The sequence below is a fragment of the Burkholderia sp. MR1-5-21 genome, from assembly GCF_053427715.1.
Map to the genome: position 1 here is coordinate 71,248 of NZ_JBSAXD010000034.1, position 25,698 is coordinate 96,945.

The following is a 25,698-nucleotide window of genomic DNA, read 5'->3' on the forward strand; positions in this document are numbered from 1 at the left end:
CCGCGACGGTTTCGCGACGACAATCGATTTCGAACGAGGTCATTCGATGAATTCAGAAGGGCAATTCCAGCACATCGCGGCGCGCGAGCAGGGCCTGCGCCGCACGCTTTCCGCGCGCCAGATGGCGATGATCGCGATCGGCGGCGCGATCGGCACCGGGCTCTTTCTCGGCAGCGGCTTCGCGATCGGCTTCGCCGGTCCGAGCGTGCTCGTCAGCTATGCGATCGGCGCGTTCATCTCGCTGCTGCTGATGGGCTGCCTCGCCGAGATGACGGTTGCGCACCCGACGTCCGGTTCGTTCGGCGCGTATGCCGAGCATTACGTGAGCCCGTGGGCGGGCTTTCTCGTGCGCTACGCGTACTGGGCGTGCATCGTGCTCGCGGTCGGCACCGAAGTGACCGCGATCGCGCTGTACATGAAGTACTGGTTCCCGGGCGTGCCGGGCTGGCTGTGGATCGTCGGCTTCTCGGCGCTGCTCGTGTTCGTCAACGCGCGCAGCGTCGACGTGTTCGGCTCCGTCGAATACACGTTCTCGGTGGTGAAGATCGCGGCGATCGTCGGCTTCATCCTGCTCGGCGTGTACGTCGTGTTCGGCAATCCGGAACTGGTCGGCGGCGGCGCGGCGCGCGCGGGCTTTCATCATTACGTCGATCACGGCGGCTTCTTCCCGAAGGGCCTTTGGGGGATGTGGGTGGCCGTCATCGTGTCGATCTTCAGCTACCTGAGCATCGAGATGATCGCGGTGGCCGCCGGCGAAGCGCAGGACCCCGAACGCGCGGTCACGCAAGCGTTCCGCTCGACGATCGTGCGGCTCGTGCTGTTCTATCTGGTCACGCTCGCGCTGATGCTCGCGATCGTGCCGTGGACGGCGGCCGGGCGCGACGAGAGCCCGTTCGTCAAGGTGATGGACGCGATCCATCTGCCGGGCGCCGCCGGGCTGATCAACTTCGTCGTGCTGATCGCCGCGCTGTCCGCGATGAACAGCCAGCTCTACATCACGACACGGATGATGTTCAGCCTGTCGCGCGCGGGCCACGCGCCGAAGGCGCTCGGCGCAGTGAACGCGCGCGGCGTGCCGCTCGGCGCGCTGATGCTGTCGACGCTCGGCATCGCGCTCGCGACTGTCCTGAGCGTGCTGTATCCGGATGCGTCGTTCACGATCATGATGGCGGTGTCGATGTTCGGCGCGCTGTTCACGTGGATGATGATCTTCGTCACGCATTACTTCTTCCGGCGCCGCCGGACCGCGAACGGCCTGCCGCCGCCCGCATTCCGGATGCGCGGCTTTCCGCTGCTGACGCTGCTCGGCGCGGGGCTGATGCTTGCGGTGATGGTGACGACGTATTTCACGCCGGAATTCCACATGACGCTGATCTTCGGCATTCCGTTCCTCGCCGTGCTGTCCGTCGTGTACGGCGTCTGGTATCGGCGCGCGCAGCCGGTGCTGCAGCCCGGCACGGAGTAGCGGGCGGTCAGCCCGCGAGCGCGGGCAGCGCGTCGATCGACGCGCGCAGGAAGTCGGCAAAGCGCAGCGCGACCGGTTCCGCGGTCCCGCTGCGCTTCAGCTCGAACGTGCGCGATTCGAGCGACGCATCCTTCAACGGCCGGAATGCGAGCCGTTCGCTCTTCACCTGCTGCAGCACGCGCGGCACGAGCGCGACGCCCATCCCGAACTCGATCATCGACAGGATGGTTTGCCACAGCCGCGCCTCGTGGCGGATCAGCGGGCTGAAGCCCGCGTTCACGCATTGCGCGATGATCAGGTCGTGATAGTGCGGCGCCGCGTCGCGCGGAAACAGGATGAACGGTTCGTCGGCGAGCATGGCGAGCGCGACCTGCCGGCGCCGCGCGAGCCGGTGCGCGACGGGCATGCAGCAGACGAACGGCTCCGCGTAGATCGGCGTTGAATCGACTTCGGGCGGGAAGTGCCCCCAGTGCGCGTAACCGAGGTCGATCTGGCCGCGCTGGACTGCCTGCATCTGCGCCTGCGTGTTCATTTCCGACAGCACGATCTCGACGCCCGGATAGTCGGCCTCGAAGCGCCGCACCGCATCGGGCAACCCGCGGTACAGCATCGAATGGACGAAGCCGATCCGCAGCCGGCCCGCGAGGCCGGACGCCGAGCGGACCGTCAGGCGTTCGGCCTCGGCCGCCTGAAGCAGCAGCCGGCGCGCTTCGCCGAGCAGCACTTCGCCGGCGTTGGTCAGCGCGACCGACTTGCTGGTGCGCGCGAACAGTTGCACGCCGAGCGCCTCCTCGAACTTGCGGATGTCGAAGCTCAGCGCCGGCTGCGAGATGAACAGGCGCTTGGCCGCGCGTCCGAAATGCAGCTCTTCGGCCACCGCGACGAAGTAGCGAAGCTGCTTCAGTTCCATCGTGTCTCCTCCTGCCATCGGCATCGATAAGCATTGTCTATCGTACCGAATAAATCCTGTATTGGACGCTTATCGATCGTGCGCCTACGCTGGGTGGACCGCTTTGCACGGAGCCGGAGCAAGCGCTGAAGCGCTGACTCCGGCCGACCACGGAGACACGCATGAACGACACCGATCGCACGCCGGCCGCCGGCGCATCCAACATCCCCGACAGCCGGGGCGTCAATTTCTTCATCGCCGATCCCGACCTGGGCAAGCTGCTGAGGCTCCATCTCGGCGACGCGCGTTATGCCGAGCTCGAGCCGCAACTGCACGCGCTCGGCGCGCGCGTGTCGGGCGAGCTCGACGAATGGGCGTCGCGCGCGGACAAGCATCCGCCCGAGCTCGAGCATCGCAACCGGCGCGGCGAACCCGTGCAGCGCATCGACAAGCATCCGGACTACGTCGCGCTCGAACGCGTCGCGTATGCGGAACTCGGGCTCGCGTCGCTGAGCCACCAGCCGGCGCCCGTGCCGCCGCTCGTCAAGTACGCGCTGACGTTCCTGTTCGTGCAGGCGGAATTCGGGCTGTGCTGCCCGGTCAGCATGACCGATTCGCTGACCCGCACGCTGCGCCGCTTCGGCGATCCGGAACTCGTCGCACGCTACCTGCCGATGCTCGCGTCACGCGATTTCGACACGCTGTACCAGGGCGCGATGTTCATGACCGAGCAGGCGGCCGGCTCCGACGTCGGCCGGATCGCGACGCGCGCGGCGCGCGAGACCGACGCGCAGGGCAACGTGGTGTGGCGCCTGTACGGCGACAAGTGGTTCTGCTCGAACGCCGACGCCGATCTCGCGATGGTGCTCGCGCGGCCCGATGGCGCGCCGGTCGGCATCAAGGGGCTCGCGCTGTTCCTGCTGCCGAAGACGCTGCCGGACGGCACGCGCAACCGCTACCGGATCGTGAGGCTGAAGGACAAGCTCGGCAGCCGCTCGATGGCGAGCGGCGAGATCACGCTCGAAGGCGCGCACGCGTACCTGATCGGCGAGATCGGCCGCGGCTTCCACCAGATGGCGGACATGATCAACATGTCGCGGCTGTCGAACGGCGTGCGTGCGGCCGGGCTGATGCGGCGCGCGGTGAACGAGGCGCGCCACGTCGCCGCCAATCGCGACGCGTTCGGCCGCAAGCTGATCGAGATGCCGCTGATGCAGCGCCAGCTGATGAAGATGCTGCTGCCCGCCGAGGCCGCGCGCGCGATGTTCATGCAGATCGCGCTGCTGCTGCCGCAGGCCGATGCGGGCGATACGCAGGCGGCGCGCTGCGTGCGGATCCTGACGCCGCTCGTCAAGTTCCGCGCGTGCCGCGATGCGCGCCGCGTGACGGGCGACGCGATGGAGGTGCGCGGCGGCACGGGCTATATCGAGGAATGGAGCGATGCGCGGCTCGTGCGCGATGCGCATCTCGGGTCGATCTGGGAGGGTACAAGCAACATCGTCGCGCTCGACGTCGCGCGCGCCGCGCAGCGCGAGCAGGCGCTCGACGCGCTGCGCACGTTCCTCGCGGACCGGCTGGGCGAAGCGCCGCTGCCCGATGCGAGCCGTACCGCGCTGCGGCGCATCCTCGCGCGTGCGTGCGACGCGCTCGCACAGGTCGCGGCGGACGGCGACGACGCGAGCGTGCGCCAGGCGGCGTCCGCGCTGTACTACGCGAGCGCGGCGATCCTGATCGCATGCGAGGGCGCGCGGCTCGCGCCCGATTACCGCCGTCTCGCGCTCGCGCACCTGCTGGTGCGCTACAAGCTGCTGCCGGTCGATCCGCTGGCGCCGTCCGCGGGCGGCGACGACGCGGCGACGTTCGGTGCGCTGCTGCGCGATGCGCCGGTGTCGCTCGACGCCGCGCTCGACCTGCTGCCGGAGGTCGACCGATGAGCGCACCGCGTGGCGCACTGGACGGCCTGAAGGTCGTCGACCTGAGCCGCGTGCTCGGCGGCCCGTACTGCACGCAGGCGCTGGCCGACCACGGCGCGCAGGTGCTCAAGGTCGAGCCGCCGGATGGCGACGAAACGCGCGGCTGGGGGCCGCCGTTCCTGGACGACACCGCGTGGTACTTCATGGGCGTCAACCGCAACAAGGAGGGGATCGCGCTCGACCTGTCGCGCGACGAAGGCCGCGCGATCCTGTGGCGCCTGCTCGAGGACGCCGACGTGCTGGTCGAGAACTTCAAGCCGGGCACGCTCGCGCGCTGGGGCATGGACTATGCGCGCGACCTGCGCCCGCGCTTTCCGCGCCTGATCCACTGCGCGGTGACGGGCTTCGGCGCGGACGGCCCGCTCGGCGGGCTGCCCGGCTACGACGCGGTGATCCAGGCGATGGCGGGGCTGATGAGCGTCAACGGCGAGCGCGACGGCGATGCGACCCGCATCGGCCTGCCGATCGTCGACATGGTGACGGGGCTCAACGCGCTCGCAGGCATCCTGCTCGCGCTGGCAGAGCGCGACAGGAGCGGAGAGGGGCAGTCGATCGACATCGCACTGTACGACTGCGGCGTGTCGCTGCTGCATCCGCATCTGCCGAATTTCTTCGGCTCCGGGCGCGTGCCCGAACGCAGCGGCAATGCACATCCGAACATCGCGCCGTACGACAGCTACCGGACGGCGACCGTGCCGATCTTCCTCGCGATCGGCAACGACCGGCAGTTCGCGCGGCTCGCCGCGCATCTCGGCGCGCCGGGCCTCGCGAGCGAGCCGCGTTTCGTCGACAACCGCAGCCGCTGCGCGCACCGGCCCGAGCTGAAGGCCGCGCTGGAGGCGTTGCTGGCGCAGCATGCATGCGAGCCGCTCGCGTGCGACCTGATGGCGGCCGGCGTGCCATGCGGGCCGGTGCGGACCGTCGCCGACGTCACGCGCGACCCGCATGCGCTGCACCGGAACCTGTTGGTCGAGATCGGCGCGTATCGCGGCACCGCGTCGCCCGTGAAGCTGTCGCGCACGCCGGCCACCTACCGAACGCCCCCGCCCGCGCTCGGCCGCGACACGCACGCGGTGCTCGATCGCCTCGGCGTCGATCCCGCGCTTCAGCAGCAACTGCTCGACGCCGGTGTGTTGAAGACCGCGCCTGGCTAGGCGCCCCCGGCTAGACGCCCCCGCCGATGCAACACCGCCGGCCGGCGGCGCAATGCCGGCCACCCCGGGCAAGGCGCGCGACAGTCGCGCCACCGATCATGAACATGGAGACATCGATGAACCGTCCGCAATCCCCGTCAGCCGTGCAACCTCCACCGCGGCCCGGCCGCGCCGCCCTCGCGGCGTTCGTCGGCACCACGATCGAGTGGTATGACTTCTACATCTACGGCACCGCCGCTGCACTCGTGTTCGGCAAGGTGTTCTTTTCGAGCAGCATGGATCCCGGCGTCGCGACCTTGCTCGCATTCGTCACGTTCTGGGCCGGCTTCGCCGCGCGGCCGCTCGGCGGGATCGTGTTCGGGCATCTCGGCGACCGCGTCGGCCGCAAGACCGCGCTCGTGATCACGCTGGTGATGATGGGGCTCGCGACGACCGGCATCGGCCTGTTGCCGACCTACGCGCAGATCGGCGTGTGGGCGCCGGCCGGGCTCGTCGTGCTGCGCGTGCTGCAGGGCATCGCGGTCGGCGGCGAGTGGGGCGGCGCGGTGCTGATCGCGAGCGAGAACGCGCCGAAGCACAAGCGCATCCTGTACGCGGCGTTCGCGCAGCAGGGCTCGCCCACCGGCAACCTGCTCGCGACGGCCGCGTTCTTCGCGCTGAGCGCACTGCCGACACCGGATTTCCTGATGTGGGGCTGGCGCCTGCCGTTCCTGCTGTCGGCCGTACTCGTGATCGTCGGCATGGTGATCCGGCTGAAGCTCGAGGAGTCGGCCGACATGCAGCGCGTGCTCGCGCGCAAGCGCACGGTGAAGCTGCCGCTGCGCGACGTCGTGCGCGATCACTGGCTCGTCGTGCTGCTCGCGGCCGGCACGCTGCCCGTGATCAACGTCACGTATTTCCGCAGCACGTTCGCGCTGTCGTGGGCGACCAAGGAGCTCGGCTATGCGCAGGGCACGTTCCTCGGCATCCTGTCGATCTCGCTCGTCGTGCAGTTCCTGATGCAGCCGGTCGGCGCGTGGTTCGTGTCGAAGATCGACATGCGGCGCGCGATGTGCTGGATCCTGATTCCCGAGATCGTGCTGATGCCGGTGATGTTCCATGCGCTCGCGACGCGCTCGTACTGGGTGGCCGTCGCGGGCATGTGCATCTCGACGATCCCGTCGGCGATGTTCTACGGCGCGGTGGGCGGCGTGCTCGCGCGCGTGTTTCCGGCGAACATCCGCTATACGGGGCTGTCGCTCGCGTACCAGTTGAGCGCGCTCGTCGTCGGCGGCGGCACGCCGGTGCTCGCGCAGGCGATCCTCAACGCGACGGGCAGCATCGTCGGCGTCGCGATCGCGTCGGGGCTCTACGCGTTCGTGTCGCTCGTGTGCATGCTGGCGCTGCTGAACCGCACGGGCCATCGCGCGGACGAGCTGTCGACGGCCGAGCGCAGCGACGCGGCGCAATGGCGTGCCGACGATGCGAGGGCCGAACCGGAGCGGGCAGGCGACGACGGCGCGCTGAAGCCGGCGGCGTGAGCTGCGCGCGCCGTCCTTCGCCACGAACCGGCACGCTGTCGGCCGCACAAGCGAAAACGGCATCGTGCGCGCACGATGCCGTTTCTGCTTCATCGCAAGACCGGCCTGCGGCCGGCTGCGCTGCGCGTATCGTGTCAGCCTTCCGACGGCGGCACGTAGCCGGACGCCTGGTCGGCGCCTTCGCCGAAGAAGTATTTCTCGGTCTGCTTCATCAGGTACTGGCGCGCGCGCGGGTCAGCCATGTTCAGGCGGTTCTCGTTGATCAGCATCGTCTGCTGCTTGAGCCAGCCCTGCCATGCTTCCTTCGAGACGCTTTCATAGATGCGCTTGCCGAGCTCGCCCGGCAGCGGCGGGAAATCGAGACCTTCGGCTTCCTTGCCGAGCTTCGCGCATTGAATCATACGGGCCATCGTGTACTTCTCCTGTAATCGGACTGGGGGAGGGCGGGCGTCTTGCGCCGCTCAGAGCTGCTTCATCAGCACGAGCGACTTGCGCTGCCAGTTATAGAGTTTGCGGCGGTCTTCCGGCAGGTCGTCGACGGTCGCCTTGACGAAGCCGCGCTTCAGGAACCAGTGCTCGGTGCGCGTCGTGAGCACGAAGATGTGCGTGAGGCCGCGCGCCCGCGCACGCTGCTCGACGCGCTTGAGCAGCCGCTCGCCGTCGCCGGAGCCTTGCGCCTCGGGCGCGACGGTCAGGCACGCCATCTCGCCGATCTTCTCCTGCTGGTACGGATACAGCGCCGCGCAGCCGAACAGCACGCCGTCGTGTTCGATCACCGAGAAGTGGTCGATGTCGCGTTCGATCTGGTGGCGGCCGCGGCGTACCAGCGTGCCGTCCGTCTCGAGCGGCTCGATCAGCGACAGGATGCCGCCGACGTCGTCCGGCGTCGCCTCGCGCAGGCTCTCGAGGTTCTCGTACGAGATCATCGTGCCGACGCCGTCGTGCAGGAACAGTTCGAGCAGCATGCTGCCGTCGAGCGACTGCGGAATCAGGTGCGCGCGGGTCACGCCGCCGCGGCACGCGCGGATCGAGTGCTTCAGGAAGAACGCGTCGTCGCCCTGGACATTGCCGGAGTCGAGCAGATCGGCCGCCGCGTCGAGCGACATTTCGCGGATCAGCTCGCCTTCGTCGTCGACGATGCCGGGCCCGTCGGTCAGGAACACGATCTTGTCCGCGCGCAGCGCGATCGCCGCAGCCGACGCGACGTCTTCCATCGACAGGTTGAATGCCTCGCCCGTCGGCGAGAAGCCGAGCGGCGACAGCAGCACGAGCTTGCGGCTGGCGAGCGAATGGCGGATCGATTCGGCGTCGATCTTGCGCACGATGCCCGTGTGCGCGAAATCGACCCCGTCGAGGATCCCGACCGGCCGTGCCGTCACGAAGTTGCCGGACACGACGCTGATGTGCGCGTGCGCCATCGGCGAGTTCGGCAGGCCCTGGCTGATCGCGGCCTCGATGTCGAGGCGCACTTCGCCGGCCGCTTCCTTCGCGGATTCGAGCGCGCGCGCATCGGTGATGCGCAGCCCGTGCGAAAACTCGGATTCGACGCCGTGCAGGTTCAGCTGCTCCTCGACCTGCGGCCGCGAACCGTGCACGAGCACGATCTGGATGCCCATCGCCTGCAGCAGCGCGATGTCGGACACCAGCGCGTTGAGCAGCCCTTGCTGGACGACCTCGCCGCCGAACCCGACGACGAACGTGTTGTTGCGAAACTTGTGAATATAGGGCGCGACGGATCGCATCCAGTCCACGAACTGGGCGTGGCTGGCGTCCGAATCGTCGGGGGCCGCGGGGTTCGCGGCGCCGGACTGGGCGGGGGGGAGGTCGGTTTGGGAATTCATGGCCGGGATTATAATGCGCCCCCATGTCGAATGTACCTAAAAGTCCCGCGCCGACGCGGGCCAACGCGCCGTCGGGCCGGCACCCGGATGGTGCGGCCGACGCGCGCCAGCCTGAGGGCCAGACGCCACGCGCACCGCAGGGCCAGCCGCCACGCGACCGACGTAGCGAGTCGCAGGGCCAGCCGCCACGCGAGCGACGCAGCGAGTCGCAGGCCCAGCCGCAGCGCGAGCCGCAACGAGAACGGCGTGACGCACCGCGCGAGTCCGCCGCGCCGCGCCGCGAGCGCGCGCCGCGTGCAACCGTCACACCTAAGCCGGCCGCACCGAACCCCGTCCCGCCGATCACGTTCCCGGAAAGCCTGCCGGTGTCGGGCAAGCGCGACGACATCGCGCGCGCGATCGCCGGTCATCAGGTTGTCATCGTCTGTGGCGAGACGGGCTCCGGCAAGACCACGCAGTTGCCGAAGATCTGCCTCGCGCTCGGCCGCGGCCTCGGCGCGGGCGGCACGGGCCTGATCGGCCATACGCAGCCGCGCCGGCTCGCCGCATCGTCGACCGGCCGCCGCATCGCCGAGGAACTCGGCACGCCGTTCGGCGAAGTGGTCGGCTACAAGGTGCGGTTCACCGACAATCTCGCGCCGGGCGCGTCCGTCAAGCTGATGACGGACGGGATCCTGCTGGCCGAGACGCAGACCGATCCGCTGCTCAAAGCGTACGACACGCTGATCATCGACGAGGCGCACGAGCGCAGCCTGAACATCGACTTCCTGCTCGGCTACCTGAAGCAGATCCTGCCGAAGCGCCCGGACCTGAAGCTGATCGTGACGTCCGCGACGATCGACGCCGACCGCTTCGCGCGCCATTTCGGCAGCGAAGAACGGCCGGCGCCGGTGATCGAGGTGAGCGGGCGCCTGTATCCGGTCGAGGTGCGCTACCGCCCGGTGGCCGAGGACCGCCCGGCCGTGAAGAATGCCGAGGGCACCGCGAGCCGGGACCGCGTGAAGACCGCGCGCGAAGCCGAGCGCGACCTGATGGACGCCATCGTCGATGCGGTCGACGAGCTGTGCCGCGAAGGCTCGGGCGACGTGCTCGTGTTCCTGCCCGGCGAACGCGAGATCCGCGACGCGGCCGAGGCGCTGCGCAAGCACCACCCGCCGCACACCGAGATCCTGCCGCTGTTCGCGCGGCTGTCCGCGGCCGAGCAGGACAAGGTGTTCAAGCCGTCGAACGCGCGGCGCATCGTGCTCGCGACGAACGTCGCCGAGACGTCGCTGACGGTGCCGGGCATCCGCTACGTCGTCGATACGGGCCTAGCGCGCGTGAAGCGCTATTCGTACCGGAACAAGGTCGAGCAGCTGCAGGTCGAGTCGATCTCGCAGGCCGCCGCGAACCAGCGTGCGGGCCGCTGCGGCCGGGTTGCGGACGGCATCTGCATCCGTCTGTATGAAGAAACGGATTACCAGGCGCGCGCGCGCTTCACCGATCCGGAAATCCTGCGCTCGTCGCTCGCGTCGGTGATCCTGCGGATGAAGTCGCTGCACCTGACGGCGATCGAGGCATTCCCGTTCCTCGAGCCGCCGCCGGGCCGCGCGGTCGCGGACGGCTACCAGCTGCTGAACGAACTCGGCGCGGTCGACGACGACAACGCGCTGACGCCGCTCGGCCGCGAGCTCGCGCGCTTGCCGCTCGATCCGCGGGTCGGCCGGATGATCCTCGGCGCGCGCGACCAGCAGGCGTTGCGCGAAGTGCTGATCATCGCGAGCGCGCTGTCCGTGCAGGACCCGCGCGACCGGCCGATCGACGCGCAGGAGCAGGCCGACCAGGCGCACCGCCGGTTCGCCGACGAGCGTTCCGAGTTCCTGCAGTGGCTGAAGATCTGGGCGTGGTTCGAGGAAGCGGTTGCGCACAAGAAGTCGAACCGCCAGCTGATCGACGCATGCCGGCAGAATTTCCTGTCGCACTTGCGCCTGCGCGAATGGCGCGACGTGCATTCGCAGCTGCTGACCGTCGTGCGCGAGCATGGCTGGCGCCTGAACGAGGCCGACGCGACCTACGAGCAGGTCCATCTGGCCCTGTTGACGGGCCTGCTCGGCAACCTCGGCCTGAAGGCCGAGGACGAGCCGCACTACCTCGGCGCGCGCGGGATCAAGTTCTTCCTGTGGCCGGGCTCGGCGCTCGCGAAGAAGGCGGGGCGCTGGGTGATGGCGGCCGAACTCGTCGAGACGAGCCGGCTGTACGCGCGCTGCCTCGCGAAGATCGAGCCTGAATGGATCGAGAAGGTCGGTGCGCACCTGCTGAAGAAATCGCTGTCCGAGCCGCACTGGGAAAAGCGTCCGGCGCAGGTGAGCGCGTTCGAGCGCGCCGCGCTGTACGGACTGCCCGTCTACCACCGGCGGCGTGTCGCGTTCGGCAAGCAGGATCCGGCGCGCGCACGCGAGCTGTTCATCCGTGGCGCGCTCGTCGACGGCGAGTTCGACACGAAGCTCGCGTTCTTCGCGCACAACCGCAAGCTGCTCGCCGATATCGAGCAGCTCGAGCACAAGTCGCGCCGGCAGGACGTGCTGGTCGACGACGAGCTGATCCACGCGTTCTACGACCAGGCGATTCCGGAAGGGATCCACACGGGCGCCGCGTTCGAGCGCTGGTATCGCGACGAGGTGAAGCAGTCGGGCCAGCCGGAAGACAAGCCGCGCCTCCTGTACCTGTCGCGCGACGACCTGATGCGCCACGAGGCGGCGGGCGTGACGACCGAGCTGTTCCCGAAGCGCGCGACGATGGCGGGCGTCGAGATGGCGCTCACGTACCACTTCGAGCCGGGCGCGCCGCGCGACGGCGTGACGCTCGCGGTGCCGCTCTACGCGCTGAACCAGGTCGATGCGCGCCGCTGCGAGTGGCTCGTGCCGGGGATGCTGAAGGAAAAGGTCCAGCTGCTGCTGAAATCGTTGCCGCAGAAGCTGCGCCGGCACTGCGTGCCGCTGCCCGAATACGCGGCGGGCTTCGTCGAGCGCACGGGGCGCGAGCGGTTTGGTGCCGGCGGGCTCGTCGAGGCGCTGATCGCCGACGTGCGCAACGAGACGCAGATCGCGATGAAGACGAGCGACTTCAAGCTCGAGACGCTGCCCGCGCACCTGTTCATGAACTTCAAGGTGATCGACGAGCACGGCCGCCAGCTCGCGATGGGGCGCAATCTCGCGCAGCTGCGCAGCGAACTCGGCGCGCAGGCGCAGCAGCAGTTCCAGAAGATCGCCGCGGCGGCGACGATCACGGCCGGCGGCGATGCCGATGCGGCCCCGTCTGCTGCGTCGTCGGCTGCCGCCGGTGCCGGAAAGGGTGCCGGCAAGAGCGGGAAGGGCGTGCCGCCGCCCGCGGCTGCGCCGGCCGACGCGGGCGCGACGGCGCTGTACGAGAACCTGACGACGTGGAACTTCGGCAAGCTGCCCGAGCTGCTGGAAATCCGCCGGCGCGGGCAGACGCTCTACGGCTACCCGGCGCTCGTCGACCGCGGCACGCATTGCGACGTCGAGGTGTTCGATTCGCCGGAGGAGGCCGCGCGCATCCATCGCGCGGGGTTGCGGCGGCTGTTCGCGCTGCAGCTGAAGGAGCCGATCAAGTATCTGGAGAAGAACCTGCCGGGCCTGCGCGAGATGGCGATGCAGTACATGTCGCTTGGCACGCAGGACGAGCTGCGCGACCAGCTGATCGACACCGCGCTCGACCGCGCTTGCCTGCAGGATCCGCTGCCCGACGACGACGCGAGCTTCCACGCGCGCCGCGACGAGGGCCGCAGCCGTCTGAACCTGCTCGCGCAGGAAATCGCGCGGCTCGTCGGGCAGATCCTCGCTGAATATGCGGGGCTCGCAAAGAAGCTCGCGCAGGCGAAGCCGTTCGCGTCCGCGCATGCGGACCTGCAGCAGCAGCTCGCCGCGCTCGTCGGCAAGCGCTTCGTGATCGATACGCCTTACGCGCAGCTTGCGCATTTTCCGCGCTACCTGAAGGGGATCGCGCTGCGAATCGACAAGCTGAAGGCCGATCCGGCCCGCGACGCAAAGCAGTTCGCGGAGCTGCAGCCGCTCGTGCAGCAATACCAGCGCGCGGTGTCGCAGCGCGGCGGTGTCGCCGATGCGCGGCTCGCGGAATTCCGCTGGCTGCTCGAGGAGCTGCGGATCTCGCTGTTCGCGCAGGAACTGCGCACGCCGATGCCGGTGTCGGTGAAGCGGCTGTACAAGGTCTGGGAGTCGATGCAGCGCTAGCGGCGGGGCGCGGGGCGCGGGGCGCGGCCGCCGCCGCGCGCCGCGGATGCAAATAAAGATGCGGGCGGCGGGAACGCGGCGCTCGGACCCTGCGTCCAAGTGGCGCAATTTCCATTCCCGTCAACCGGCGGGGCGGGTCGTCCGTTCTACAATGACGCCTGTTTCACGACGTGAGTCTTCATGCGCACTTTCCTTTCCCTCGGCCGCACGCTCGTGCTGGCCGCAGCCGTGCTGGCGCCTGCCGCCCACGCGAATAACGTCATCATCCTCAATTCGGCGGAAGCCACCCTGTCCCTGATCGATCAGCAGACCCGCGAAGTCATCGCGACGATGCCGACGGGGAAGGAGCCGCACCACCTGATGGCGACGCCCGACAATTCGTCGCTGATCGTCGCGAATTCGGTCTCGAACAGCCTGATGTTCCTCGACCCGAAGACGGGCAAGCTGCAGCGCACCGTCGAAGGCATCGACGATCCGTACCAGCTCGGCTTCTCGCCGGACCGCAAGTGGTTCGCGGCGGCCGGCCTGCGGCTCGACCGCGTCGACATCTACAGCTACGACGGCCGCGACCTGCATCTCGCGAAACGCGTGCCGCTGGCGGTGATGCCGAGCCACCTTGCGTTCACGAAGGACAGCAAGACGGTGCTCGTGTCGCTGCAGGTGTCCGGCGAGATCGCCGCGATCGACCTCGCGACGCAGACGGTCAAGTGGAAGATGCCGGTCGGCAAGGTGCCGGCGGGCCTGTGGCTGACGCCGGACGACAAGTACCTGCTCGTCGGGATGACGGGCGCCGATTACGTCGCGGTCGTCGACTGGCGCAACCAGAAGGTCGTGAAGACGATCCAGACGGGCAAGGGCGCGCACAACTTCCGCTCGCTCGCCGACGGCACGCACGTCGCGGTCACGAACCGGGTCGCGAACACGATCAGCATCATCGACGAGAACACGCTCACGAACGTCGGCGACATCACGGGCCTGTTGCCCGGCCCCGACGACATGGAGCTGTCGGCCGACAAGAAGACGCTGTGGGTGACGTTCCGCTTCGCGAAAAAGGTCGGCATCATCGACCTGCCGTCGCGCAAGCTGGTGCAGACGATTTCCGTCGGCCGCTCGCCGCACGGGATCTACTTCTACGACCGCGCGCCGTGGAAGGCGGCGAACGGCGCGTGACGGGCGGGGGCGAACGATGCTGCACCTGATCGATGCGTTCGTGTCGAACATCCAGACCTGGCTGTACGTCGATATCGTGCAGCCGCTGCTGTTCAAGTTCGACATGATGGACTACGACGAAGACACCTACGACGCGCTGTACTGGGTGATCGTCGGCGCGCTGCAGGTCGTCGTGATGTATGCGCTGCTGCGCCCGCTCGAGGCGCTGCGGCCGGTCGAGCAGTGGGAGAACCGCAAGGAGGCGCGGGTCGACGTGATCTATACGCTGATCGCGAAGCTCGGCATCTTCACGCTGTTCTTCTTCTTCGCGCTGCAGCCGCTGTTCGACAACTTCCAGGCGTGGCTGCGCCTGAAGGGGGTCGCGAACTACAACCTCGACTACCTGTGGCCGGGCATCACGTCGAAGCCGATCGTCACGTTCGCGATCTATCTCGTCGTGCTCGACTTCGCCGGCTACTGGTATCACCGCTGGCAGCACAAGATCGGCATCTGGTGGGAACTGCACGCGGTTCACCACAGCCAGCGGCAGATGTCGCTGTGGTGCGACGACCGCAACCACCTGCTCGACGACGTGATCCAGTCGTGCTTCTTCGCGGCGATCGCGCTCGTGATCGGCGTGTCGCCGTCGCAGTTCGTCGTGCTGACCGCGCTCACCAACTTCGCGCAGAGCATTCAGCACACCAACGCGCGGCTGTCGTTCGGCTGGCTCGGCGAGCGCCTGCTCGTCAGCCCGATCTTCCACCGCCGCCACCACGCGGTCGGCTACGGCCACGAAGGCACCAAGTATGGCTGCAATTTCGGCGTGCTGTTCCCGTGGTGGGACATGATGTTCGGCACCGCGTCGTGGAACCGCACGGTCGAGCCGACCGGCATCCGCGAGCAGATCGAGGGCGTGTCGTACGGCGACGGCTTCTGGGCGCAGCACGGGCTTGCGTTCGTGCGGATCTTCCGGCGTCTGTTCCCCGCAAAGCGCGGCGCGGCATCCGCCTGAGCGCGGCGACCGCCATCCCGGCCATTCCCGCCATCCGTCCCGGCCTGCCGATGTCCGATCCGGCGCCGGGCGCCTCTCTCCCACGGCCCGCATGCGTTTTGGCGCATGCGGGCCGTGTGGTTTATCCTTTCCCCGTTTTTCTCCGTCGAAACAGGCCTGCATGAACGATTTGCTGCGTTCCTTCGTCCGCGCGTTCGCGAGCGCCCTGCACCCGCGCATGCTGTGGCTCACGCTGATGCCGTTCGTCGTGTCGGCCGTGTTCTGGGGCGTTCTGCTGTGGTTCTCGTGGCAGGCGCTCGTCGACGCCACGCGCGGCGCGCTCGACGGCTTCGCGCTGACGGCGGCACTCTACAGGGCGTTCGACGTGGTCGGCATGTCCCAACTGCATGCAGTCGTCGCGCCGTTCGTCGTCGTGTCGCTCGCGATTCCGCTGATCGTGCTGACGGTGCTGCTGCTGATCGCATCGATCTCGATGCCGGTCGTCGTCAAGCACCTGTCGAACCGCCAGTTCGCCGCGCTCGAGATGAAGCGGGGCGGCACGTTCTTCGGCAGCGTGTTCAATTCGCTGTGGACGGCGATCGTCGGCATCGTGCTGCTCGTCGTCACGCTGCCGCTGTGGCTGATCCCGCCGTTCTTCGCGCTGCTGCCGCCCGTGATCTGGGGCTGGCTCACCTATCGCGTGATGACCTACGACGCGCTCGCGCAGCATGCAAGCCGCGACGAGCGCCGCGCGCTCGTGCGGCAGCACCGCTGGCCGCTCGTCGGCATCGGCATCGCGACCGGGCTGCTCGGCACGGTACCGACCTTCATCTGGGTGTCGTCGGTCTGGATGATGGTGCTGTTTCCGTTCGTCGCGGCGGCGATGATCTGGGTTTATGCGTTCATTCTGGTGTTCTCGGCGCTGTGGTTCGGCCATTATTGCCTGCGTGCGCTCGAGGACCTGCGCGCGACGCCGCGCGCCACCACAATCGACATGGGGCAGGCATGAGTATCGGCATCATCATCATCGGCGACGAAATCCTTTCGGGCCGCCGGCAGGACAAGCATCTGGCGAAGGTCGTCGAATTGCTCGGCGCGCGCGGCCTTGCGCTCGACTGGGCCGAGTACGTCGGCGACGATCCCGCGCGCATCACCGCGACGCTCGCGCGTGCGCTCGCATCGGGCGACATCGTGTTCTCGACGGGCGGGATCGGCGCGACGCCGGACGACCACACGCGGCAGTGCGCGGCTGCCGCGCTCGGCGTGCCGCTCGAACTGCATCCCGAAGCGAAGCTGCTGATCGAGGAGCGCATCCGCGAGACGCACACCGATCCGGACAAGCCGGTCGACTTCGCTTCGCCCGAGAACCAGCACCGCTTCAACATGGGCGTGTTCCCGCGCGGCGCGACGATCATCCCGAACGGCTACAACCGGATTCCGGGCTTCTCGGTCGGTGATCTCCACTTCGTGCCGGGCTTCCCGGTGATGGCGTGGCCGATGATCGAATGGGTGCTCGACACGAAGTACGCGCACCTGCATCACGCGACGCCGCACGCGGAGCGGTCGCTGTATGTGTTCGAGCTGCCGGAATCGACGCTCACACCGCTGATGGAGAAGATCGAGCACGATTTTCCGGGCGTGCGGGTGTTCAGCCTGCCGAGCGTCGGCGATGCGGAGCGGGGCGGGATCTACGCGCGCCGCCATATCGACCTCGGCGTGAAGGGCGAGCCGGAGGCGGTCGCGGCCGCGTTCGTGAAGCTGCGCGAAGGCGTGCACCTGCTCGGCGGCGACATCGTCGAGCCCGACGCGCCGCGCGCCTGAGCGCGACGCTTCCAGCTTCCAGCTTGCCGGAAAAGGATTTCCCAAAAAGCAAAACGGGCCGCGGCCGTTCACAACGGGCGGCCCGTCATCGGCATGTCATCGCGCGGCTCGACGATGGCGCAACGCCCAAGCGCGGCGCGCGGGCGCCGTCATGCGCCGATCCACGGCAGTTTGCGGAAGCACCAGCCGTCGACGGTCTTGCGGTGGCCTTCCGCGTCCTTCGCGCCCTCGAAGCCTTCGAGCAGGTCGTACGCGTGCGTGAAGCCGGCCTGCGCGGCGGCGACCGCGGCGAGTTTCGAGCGCGCGGCGCTGCGGCACAGGAACAGCACGGGTGCGCCGGGTTCGATCGCCGCTTTCAGCTGGTCGACGAATTCGGCGTTCGGCACGCCGCCTGGGTAGCGCGTCCATTCGAGATGCAGGTACTGGCCGTCGCCGACGAGCGGGCGGCCGACCCAGTCGAGCTCGGCGCGGGTGCGCACGTCCACGAGGCGCGCCGACGGATCGAGTTGCAGCAGTTCGAATGCCTCGGCCGGCAGCAGCGCGCCGGCGTAGTTGAGCGAGCCTTGCGCGCGGCGTTCGCCGGCCTTCGCGTAAAGCTGTTCGAGCGTACTCATGGCAGGAGGTCTCCGTATCGATCAAACAAATATTCTAGCGCGCTGCCTGCCGCCCGATGCCTGTGCGCGGAGCGGCGCGCGCACCGCACACGCGCTCACCAAAAAGGTGCAGAATGGCGCGAGTGCACCAAAACGATTCCTTCCGAACGCCTGACAACGTGGATTGCACCATCGAGGTGCGCGCGCCGGATCGCCCGTCGCGCACGAGGCCCCGAAATTGCGCGGCGAAGCCCTGTCGCGGCGAGCGTCGGCGCGATCCGCGCCAACCTTGCGCATGTCTGGCACGGAAGCTGCTTTAAAGAATTCGGTCGAATCGGGGCGCGCTGCGCCAAAGCCTGACCCCGAGCAGCTCGATAAACGAGGCGGTTCCCAGTCCGCCGGAATTGTTCAATCAGGAGAAGAGGTTATGAGTAAAACCGTCGCCGACGTCATGCAGCTCGTGAAGGACGAGGACGTCAAGTTTGTCGATTTCCGCTTCACGGATACGCGCGGCAAGGAGCAGCACGTGTCGGTGCCGGTTTCGGCATTTGACGAAGACAAGTTCGAGAACGGCCATGCGTTCGACGGCTCGTCGATCGCGGGCTGGAAGGGCATCGAGGCGTCGGACATGCTGCTCATGCCGGATCCGACCGCCGCGTTCGTCGACCCGTTCTATGAAGAGTCGACGCTCGTGCTGACCTGCGACGTGGTCGAGCCGGCCGACGGCAAGGGCTACGAGCGCGATCCGCGTTCGCTCGCGAAGCGCGGCGAAGCGTACCTGAAGAGCACGGGCATCGGCGACACGGCGTACTTCGGTCCGGAACCGGAATTCTTCATTTTCGACTCGGTCCAGTGGAACACGGACATGTCGGGCTGCTTCGTGAAGATCAACTCGGAAGAAGCACCGTGGTCGGCCGGCAAGGAATTCGAAGGCGGCAACACGGGTCACCGTCCGGGCACGAAGGGCGGCTACTTCCCGGTCGCGCCGGTCGACACGTTCCAGGACATGCGTTCGGAAATGTGCCTGCTGCTCGAACAGCTCGGCATCCCGGTCGAAGTGCACCACCACGAAGTGGCGGGCCAGGGCCAGAACGAAATCGGCACGAAGTTCTCGACGCTCGTGCAGCGCGCCGACTGGACGCAATGGTCGAAGTACATCATCCACAACGTCGCGCACTCGTACGGCAAGACGGCGACGTTCATGCCGAAGCCGGTCGTCGGCGACAACGGTTCGGGCATGCACGTTCACCAGTCGATCTGGAAGGACGGCCAGAACCTGTTCGCGGGTAACGGCTACGCCGGCCTGTCGGAACTGGCGCTGTTCTACATCGGCGGCATCATCAAGCACGCCCGTGCGCTGAACGCGATCACGAACCCGACGACGAACTCGTACAAGCGTCTGGTCCCGCACTTCGAGGCACCGGTCAAGCTCGCCTACTCGGCGCGCAACCGTTCGGCGTCGATCCGCATTCCGCACGTGTCGAACCCGAAGGGCCGCCGCATCGAAACGCGCTTCCCGGACCCGATGGCGAACCCGTACCTGTGCTTCACGGCACTGATGATGGCCGGTCTCGACGGGATCCAGAACAAGATCCACCCGGGCGAAGCTGCCGACAAGAACCTGTACGACCTGCCGCCGGAAGAGGATGCAAAGATCCCGACCGTCTGCGCGGGCCTCGACCAGGCACTCGAAGCGCTCGACAAGGATCGCGAGTTCCTGACCCGCGGCGGCGTGTTCACGGACGGCATGATCGATGCGTACCTCGCGCTGAAGGAGCAAGAGCTCGCGAAGTTCCGCATGACGACGCACCCGATCGAGTTCGAAATGTACTACTCGCTGTAAGCGGCGATGGCGCTTCGACGCTTCAGCGGGCGAAGCGCCGCCACGCCGGTTGGTTTGCTCCGCGCAACTCCCGGCGCAGGCAGCGGAATCTGAAAAGGGGACGGCGCCCAGCCGTCCCCTTTTTGTTCCGCGGAATTCATCATTTTTTGCGCATTCTGGTCACGACACGCACGCAAGATGGTTCTGAAAAATCTGATCAAGGCGAAGACGGGGCAGCCTGAGCGTCTGACGGATGACGACAGGCTCGCACGCTCGGGGCTGCTCGCCGGACTGGAAGCGTTGCCGACGGTCGTGCTGGTGCTCGACCGCAAGACGCTCAGGATCGCGTTCGCGAATCCGTCCGCGGAGGCGATGCTCGACATCTCGCGCCGGCAGCTCGCGCAGCGGCCGTGGGGCGAGATCTTCCCGAACGCGAACGAGCTCGCGTCGACGATCACCGCGATCGGCGAAGAGCGCTTTCACGCGACGCACCTCGACACGGTACTCGACCGGCCCGGCCGCGAGCCGCTGCACGTGCATGCGATCGTCGGCTTTCTCGAGAGCGCGCCGGACTTCGTGCTCGTCGAGCTGTTCGAGAACGAGCGTCAGTCGCGCACCGACCGCGAGGAGCGGATCCACGACCTGACCGCGGTCAACAAGCAGCTGATCCGCAATCTCGCGCACGAGATCAAGAACCCGCTCGGCGGGATCCGCGGCGCCGCGCAGCTGCTCGAATTCGAGCTCGGCGAGCGCGAGCGCGGCGAGCTGCGCGAATACACGCAGGTGATCATCAAGGAATCCGACCGCCTGCAGACGCTCGTCGACCGGCTGCTCGAGCCGCACCGGCACCCGCACATCGTCGGCGACGTGAACATCCATGAAGTGTGCGAGCGCGTGCGCGCGGTGATGCTCGCCGAGTTTCCGCGCGGGCTGTCGATCGAGCGCGACTACGACGTCAGCGTGCCGGACTTGCGCGGCGACAAGGAGCAGCTGATCCAGGCGCTGCTGAACATCGTGCGCAATGCAGCGCAGGCGCTGCGCGAACGGATCGCGCAAGGCGACGCGAAGATCGAGCTGCGCACGCGCGTCGCGCGCAAGATCACGATCGCGAAGCGCCTGTACAAGCTGGCACTGGACTTGCACGTGATCGACAACGGGCCCGGCATACCGGAAGAGATCCGCGACCGGATCTTCTATCCGCTCGTGTCCGGGCGCGAGGACGGCAGCGGCCTCGGCCTCACGCTCGCGCAGACGTTCGTGCAGCAGCACGACGGGATGATCGAGGTCGAAAGCCGGCCCGGCCGCACCGAATTTCAGATTCTGCTGCCGCTCGATCACTGAGCGGCGACACGCGATTCACCGATACTTCTGACCGACCTATGAAGCCGATCTGGATAGTTGACGACGACCAATCGATCCGCTGGGTGCTCGAAAAGGCGCTCGCCCGCGACAGTTTCGCGACGAAAAGTTTCGCGAACGTGCGCGATGCGCTCAGTGCGCTCGATCACGAGACGCCGCAGGTGCTGGTGTCCGACATCCGGATGCCCGGCGGCTCGGGCCTCGAGCTGCTGCAGGCCATGCACGAGCGGATGCCGGGGCTGCCCGTGATCATCATGACCGCGTTCTCCGACCTCGACAGCGCCGTCGCGGCGTTCCAGGGCGGCGCGTTCGAGTATCTCGCGAAGCCGTTCGACGTCGACAAGGCGGTCGAGCTGATCCGCCGCGCGGTCGAGGAGAGCCTGCGCGGCGGCGTGCCGGAGGACGACCGCGTCGCCGAGGCGCCCGAGATGCTCGGCCAGGCGCCCGCGATGCAGGACATGTTCCGCGCGATCGGCCGGCTGTCGCATTCGGCCGCGACCGTGCTGATCACCGGCGAATCGGGGACCGGCAAGGAGCTCGTCGCGCGCGCGTTGCACCGTCACAGCCCGCGGGCGAACGGGCCGTTCATCGCGCTCAACACCGCGGCGATTCCGAAGGACCTGCTCGAATCCGAGTTGTTCGGCCACGAGCGCGGCGCGTTCACCGGCGCGCAGACGACGCGTCAGGGCCGCTTCGAGCAGGCCGAGAACGGCACGCTGTTCCTCGATGAAATCGGCGACATGCCGTTCGATCTGCAGACACGCCTGCTGCGCGTGCTGTCGGACGGGCAGTTCTACCGTGTCGGCGGCCACAGCCCGCTGCGCGCGAACGTGCGCGTGATTGCAGCGACGCACCAGAACCTCGAATCGCGCGTGCGGCAGGGGCTGTTCCGCGAGGATCTGTATCACCGGCTGAACGTGATCCGGCTGCGCCTGCCGCCGCTGCGTGAACGCAGCGAAGACATTGCGCTGCTCACGCGCCACTTCCTGCAGAAGAGCGCGCGCGATCTCGGCGTCGAGCCGAAGCGGGTGTCGGACGAAGCGCTGGGGTACCTGACGTCGCTGCCGTTTCCCGGCAACGTGCGGCAGCTCGAGAACCTCGCGAACTGGCTGACCGTGATGGCGCCTGCGCAAACGGTCGAGATCAAGGACCTGCCGCCCGATCTCGTGCCGTCCGGCGCGGCGGTCGCGGCGACCGCCGATGGCGCTGACTTGCACGGTCACGCGGCGGGCGGCGAAGCGATGGCGCCGGTTGCGGCAGGCGCGGCGAGTGCGATGACTGCGATGGGCGTGCCCGTCGCGGCTGCGCCGAGCAGCGGCCCGGCCGGTTATCCGATGTGGGAGCACGGACTGCGCACCGAAGTCGCGCGGTTGCTGCGCGAGAACTCGGCGGACGTGATGGACGAGCTCGCGCGCCGCTTCGAGGCCGCGGTGATCCGCGAGGCGCTCGACTTCACGCGCGGCCGCAAGGTCGAGGCGGCGGAGCGGCTCGGCATCGGCCGCAACACGATCACGCGCAAGATCCAGGAACTGCATCTGGAGCCCTGAGCACGATTCGCGGCATGCGCGGGCATCGCGCATGCCGCGATCGGACATAATCGCGGTTTGCCGTCACGCTGATCCGCAATGTCCGATTCCTTCCGCTGGCCCGCCGGGGCCGACCCGTTCCGTTTCCTCGAAGCGCTCGACAGCAAGCGCGCCCGCACGTGGGTCGACGAGCAGAATGCGCGCACGCGCGCCGCGCTGCGCGACGACGACGCGTATCGCGCGCTCACGGCGCGTCTCGCGAAAGCGTATCTGCCGCGCGAACGCCCGGTGATTCCGACCCGCTGGCGCGACTGGGCCTACGACCTGTGGCAGGACGACCTCCATCCGAAGGGACTGTGGCGCCGCACGCGCTGGGACGACTGGCGCGCCGGCCAACCGGCGTGGGAAACGTTGCTCGACGTCGACGCGCTCGGTGCCGAGGAGGGCGAGTCATGGGTGTTCGAGCAGGACGCGATCCTGTATCCGGACGGCGATCGCGCGCTGCTGTCGCTGTCGCCGGGCGGTGCCGATGCGGTGGTCGTGCGCGAATTCGATCTGGTCGAGCGCCGTTTCGTCGACGGCGGTTTCACGATCGACGAACCGGGGCATCACACGGTTGGCTGGATCGATCGCGATACCGTGTACGTGAGCTGGGATCGCGGCGAAGCGCATGCGACCGCGGCCGGCTATCCGTATGAAGCACGGCGCTGGGTGCGCGGCACGCGGCTCGCCGACGCGCCCGTCGTATTTCGCGGCGAACCCGACGACATCAGCGCGGGCGCGTGGTTCGATCCGATCGACGGGCGCCACGTCGCATGGCGCAGCGTCGATTTCTTCGACGCGCATGCGTACCGGCTGACGGACGCGGGCGAGTGGGCGCGCTACGACGTGCCGACGCATGTCGAGGTCGGGTTCTGGGAAGGCTGGCTCGTGCTGGAGCCGCGTCTCGACTGGGACTGCGGCGGCGTGCACCATGCGGGCGGCTCGCTGCTCGCGATTCGCGAGCAGGCGTTCCTGGCCGGGTCGCGCGACTTCACGACGCTGTTCGCGCCACAACCGTCGACGTCCGCCTGCACGTGGACGCACACGCGCACGACGCTGATCGCGAGCTGGCTCGTCGACGTGCACAACCGCACGATGCTGTGGCAGCCGCGGCAGGCCGACGACGGCACGTGGACGTGGGACGCGCGGCCGTTCGACTGGCCGGGCGACGCGCAGATCGACGTCGAGCCCGTCGAGTCGACGCTGAATGACGAGATCTACGTGGACGTCGACACCTATCTCGATCCGCCCGAATGCTGGCTGGCTGATCTGGCCGATCGCGCGGCCGATGCGCCGTCGCGCCGCGTGCTGCTCGACCGGCCGCCGGTGCAGTTCGATGCGGCCGGGCTCGTCGTGCGTCGGGCAAGCGCGCGCTCGCGCGACGGCACGGTGGTGCCGTACACGCTGATCGGGCCGCGCGATGCACTGGACACGTCCGATGCGCCCGGCGGCGCCGCGCGCGTTGCGCGGCCGTGCCTGCTGTCGGGCTACGGCGGCTTTGCGATCCCGAACCTGCCGGGCTACAGCGATGCGTTCGGCATCGCATGGCTCGAACGCGGCGGTGTCATGGCGTTCGCGCACATCCGCGGCGGCGGCGAGTTCGGGCCGCGCTGGCACGTCGATGCACAGCGCGAACACCGGCAGCGTTCGTTCGACGACTTCATCGCGGTGGCCGAGGATCTGGTCGCGACCGGCGTGACGACCGCCGCGCAGCTCGGGATCGAGGGCGGCAGCAACGGCGGGCTGCTGGTCGCCGCGTGCATGGCGCAGCGGCCGGAGCTGTTCGGCGCAGTGCTGTGCCGCGTGCCGCTGCTCGACATGCGGCGCTATCCGAAGCTGCACGCGGGCGCCGCGTGGCTCGACGAATACGGCGACCCGGACGATCCGCGCGAGGGCGCGGCGCTGGCCGCGTATTCGCCGTATCACCGCGTGCGCGAAGGCGTCGCGTATCCGCCGCTGCTGCTGACGACGTCAACGCGCGACGATCGCGTGCATCCCGCGCATGCGCGCAAGATGGCCGCGCGCATGCATGCGCTCGGTCACGAACGCGTGTGGTACTGGGAGAATACCGACGGCGGCCACGGCAGCGCCGACGATCTGGAACGCGCCGAATCCGACGCGGCCGAATTCGGGTTCCTGTGGGCCCATCTCGGGCCGGCGCCCGCGCGGCGCTGAATGCGCGCGGGCGGTGCGATCAGCTGACGACCGCGATGACGGGCGTGTGGTCGGACGGCTGTTCCCACGTGCGCGGCGTGCGGTCGACTTCGCACGACGTGCAGGTTGCGGCGAGCGCCGGCGACAGCAGGATGTGGTCGATGCGCAGCCCCGCGTTGCGGCGGAACGCCATCATCCGGTAGTCCCACCACGTGAAGGTCTTCTCGGGCTGTTCGAAGTGGCGGAACGCATCGACGAAGCCGAGCTCGATCAGCTTCGCGAAATGCGCGCGCTCCTGCGGCGATACGAGGTTCTGGCCTTCCCATTTCGCGGGATCGTGCACGTCGCGGTCTTCCGGCGCGATGTTGTAGTCGCCGAGCAGCGCGAGCTTCGGGTAGCGCTGCAGCTCGGTGTTCAGCCACGCGTGCAGTGCGTCGAGCCACTGCATCTTGTAGACGAACTTGTCGGAGTCGGGCGCCTGGCCGTTCGGGAAATAGGCGGACACGATGCGCACGCCGTCGACGGTCGCGGCGACCACGCGCTGCTGCGGATCGTCGAAGCCCGGGATGTTGCGGATCACGTCGGATTCGTCGAACGGCAGCGTATCGCGCGCGAGGATCGCGACGCCGTTGTAGGTCTTCTGGCCCGTGAACCAGCTACGGTAGCCGGCCGCTTCGAGATCGGCGCGCGGGAATTTCTCGTCCGGCAACTTCAGCTCCTGCAGGCACAGCACGTCGGTTTCGCTTTGCGCGAGCCAGTCGAGCACGTGCTGTTTGCGGACGTTGAGCGAGTTGACGTTCCAGGTGGCAATCTTCATGGACGGGTGCGAGAGCGGCGTGAATGCAAAGGCCGTCATCTTACCGCGTGCAAGGTGTGCGGTCGTGCGATGCCGGGCTCGACGATGCCGGTGCGATGGTGACGATGCGCGAACAAGAAAATATCGTGACAAAGTTGTTGACGTGAATGCTTAACAACCCTATAATTTATTTCTCTGACGCGGGGTGGAGCAGTCTGGCAGCTCGTCGGGCTCATAACCCGAAGGTCGTAGGTTCAAATCCTACCCCCGCAACCAAGCACATCTGGCGATGTGCAGCGCAAGTGACCGATGCGCACCTCGCCAACAAGAACCCGGCCCAGGCCGGGTTTTTT

General features: G+C 68.0%; 18 protein-coding genes and 1 tRNA gene. 14 read left to right on the top strand and 5 right to left on the bottom strand.

Annotated features, from left to right (window positions below; all coding sequences use genetic code 11):
- Nucleotides 1–46: 46 nt before the first annotated feature.
- Entirely contained in the window at nt 47–1,465 is a 1,419-nt protein-coding gene (locus tag ACV229_RS33355) for an amino acid permease (protein WP_448087350.1), read from the top strand.
- A gap of 7 nt (nt 1,466–1,472) precedes the next feature.
- Here ACV229_RS33355 and ACV229_RS33360 read toward each other — a convergent pair whose 3' ends face one another.
- Nucleotides 1,473–2,375 (bottom strand): LysR family transcriptional regulator, encoded by a 903-nt coding sequence (locus ACV229_RS33360; protein ID WP_448087351.1) that lies wholly within the window; start codon nt 2,373–2,375, stop codon nt 1,473–1,475.
- A gap of 161 nt (nt 2,376–2,536) precedes the next feature.
- Between ACV229_RS33360 and ACV229_RS33365 the strand changes: the two genes are divergently transcribed.
- From ACV229_RS33365 to ACV229_RS33375, 3 genes are all read left to right on the top strand, one after another.
- Nucleotides 2,537–4,288, top strand: coding sequence for an acyl-CoA dehydrogenase family protein (locus ACV229_RS33365; RefSeq protein WP_448087352.1), 1,752 nt, complete (start codon nt 2,537–2,539; stop codon nt 4,286–4,288).
- A complete protein-coding gene (locus ACV229_RS33370) occupies nt 4,285–5,481 on the top strand; it encodes a CaiB/BaiF CoA transferase family protein (protein ID WP_448087353.1) in 1,197 nt (398 codons plus the stop codon). The genes ACV229_RS33365 and ACV229_RS33370 overlap by 4 nt, the downstream gene beginning before the upstream one ends.
- A gap of 116 nt (nt 5,482–5,597) precedes the next feature.
- The gene (locus tag ACV229_RS33375) at nt 5,598–7,001 is read left to right on the top strand and encodes an MFS transporter (RefSeq protein WP_448087354.1); all 1,404 of its coding nucleotides are present in this window, start codon (nt 5,598–5,600) and stop codon (nt 6,999–7,001) included.
- Between the two features lie 134 nt (nt 7,002–7,135).
- On the opposite strand, the gene ACV229_RS33380 is transcribed toward ACV229_RS33375, so the two are convergent.
- Nucleotides 7,136–7,411, bottom strand: a complete 276-nt coding sequence (locus tag ACV229_RS33380) for an oxidative damage protection protein (RefSeq protein WP_448087355.1) — start codon at nt 7,409–7,411, stop codon at nt 7,136–7,138.
- 51 nt (nt 7,412–7,462) lie between these two features.
- Nucleotides 7,463–8,842, bottom strand: a complete 1,380-nt coding sequence (gene argA / locus ACV229_RS33385) for an amino-acid N-acetyltransferase (protein ID WP_448087356.1) — start codon at nt 8,840–8,842, stop codon at nt 7,463–7,465.
- A 23-nt stretch (nt 8,843–8,865) separates the two neighbouring features.
- Between argA and hrpA the strand changes: the two genes are divergently transcribed.
- The 5 genes from hrpA to ACV229_RS33410 all read left to right on the top strand — a co-directional run bounded on the left by hrpA (nt 8,866) and on the right by ACV229_RS33410 (nt 17,053).
- On the top strand, nt 8,866–13,092 hold the full coding sequence (hrpA, locus tag ACV229_RS33390) for an ATP-dependent RNA helicase HrpA (protein ID WP_448087357.1): 4,227 nt from the start codon (nt 8,866–8,868) through the stop codon (nt 13,090–13,092).
- Nucleotides 13,093–13,272: 180 nt separating this feature from the next.
- Nucleotides 13,273–14,262, top strand: coding sequence for a YVTN family beta-propeller repeat protein (locus ACV229_RS33395; protein WP_448087358.1), 990 nt, complete (start codon nt 13,273–13,275; stop codon nt 14,260–14,262).
- Nucleotides 14,263–14,278: 16 nt separating this feature from the next.
- On the top strand, nt 14,279–15,253 hold the full coding sequence (locus ACV229_RS33400; RefSeq protein WP_448087359.1) for a sterol desaturase family protein: 975 nt from the start codon (nt 14,279–14,281) through the stop codon (nt 15,251–15,253).
- A 160-nt stretch (nt 15,254–15,413) separates the two neighbouring features.
- A complete protein-coding gene (locus ACV229_RS33405) occupies nt 15,414–16,241 on the top strand; it encodes an EI24 domain-containing protein (RefSeq protein WP_448087360.1) in 828 nt (275 codons plus the stop codon).
- Nucleotides 16,238–17,053, top strand: coding sequence for a competence/damage-inducible protein A (locus ACV229_RS33410; RefSeq protein WP_448087361.1), 816 nt, complete (start codon nt 16,238–16,240; stop codon nt 17,051–17,053). Before ACV229_RS33405 ends, ACV229_RS33410 begins: the two co-directional genes overlap by 4 nt.
- Before the next feature lie 149 nt (nt 17,054–17,202).
- Here ACV229_RS33410 and ACV229_RS33415 read toward each other — a convergent pair whose 3' ends face one another.
- Entirely contained in the window at nt 17,203–17,667 is a 465-nt protein-coding gene (locus ACV229_RS33415) for a rhodanese-like domain-containing protein (RefSeq protein WP_448087362.1), read from the bottom strand.
- A 406-nt stretch (nt 17,668–18,073) separates the two neighbouring features.
- Here ACV229_RS33415 and glnA point away from each other — a divergent pair, with 406 nt between their 5' ends.
- The 4 genes from glnA (at nt 18,074) to ACV229_RS33435 (ending at nt 24,570) form a co-directional block, all read left to right on the top strand.
- Entirely contained in the window at nt 18,074–19,489 is a 1,416-nt protein-coding gene (gene glnA, locus ACV229_RS33420) for a type I glutamate--ammonia ligase (protein ID WP_448087363.1), read from the top strand.
- 177 nt (nt 19,490–19,666) lie between these two features.
- Nucleotides 19,667–20,809 (top strand): nitrogen regulation protein NR(II), encoded by a 1,143-nt coding sequence (gene glnL / locus ACV229_RS33425; protein ID WP_448087364.1) that lies wholly within the window; start codon nt 19,667–19,669, stop codon nt 20,807–20,809.
- A 38-nt stretch (nt 20,810–20,847) separates the two neighbouring features.
- Nucleotides 20,848–22,374, top strand: a complete 1,527-nt coding sequence (ntrC, locus tag ACV229_RS33430; RefSeq protein ID WP_448087365.1) for a nitrogen regulation protein NR(I) — start codon at nt 20,848–20,850, stop codon at nt 22,372–22,374.
- Between the two features lie 78 nt (nt 22,375–22,452).
- Nucleotides 22,453–24,570, top strand: a complete 2,118-nt coding sequence (locus ACV229_RS33435; protein WP_448087366.1) for a prolyl oligopeptidase family serine peptidase — start codon at nt 22,453–22,455, stop codon at nt 24,568–24,570.
- A gap of 19 nt (nt 24,571–24,589) precedes the next feature.
- On the opposite strand, the gene xth is transcribed toward ACV229_RS33435, so the two are convergent.
- Nucleotides 24,590–25,366: an exodeoxyribonuclease III gene (xth, locus tag ACV229_RS33440; protein WP_448087367.1), complete on the bottom strand. Its 777-nt coding sequence runs from the start codon at nt 25,364–25,366 to the stop codon at nt 24,590–24,592.
- A 178-nt stretch (nt 25,367–25,544) separates the two neighbouring features.
- On the opposite strand from xth, the gene ACV229_RS33445 reads away from it, so the two are divergent.
- A tRNA-Met gene (locus ACV229_RS33445) sits at nt 25,545–25,621 on the top strand.
- Nucleotides 25,622–25,698 lie beyond the last annotated feature (77 nt).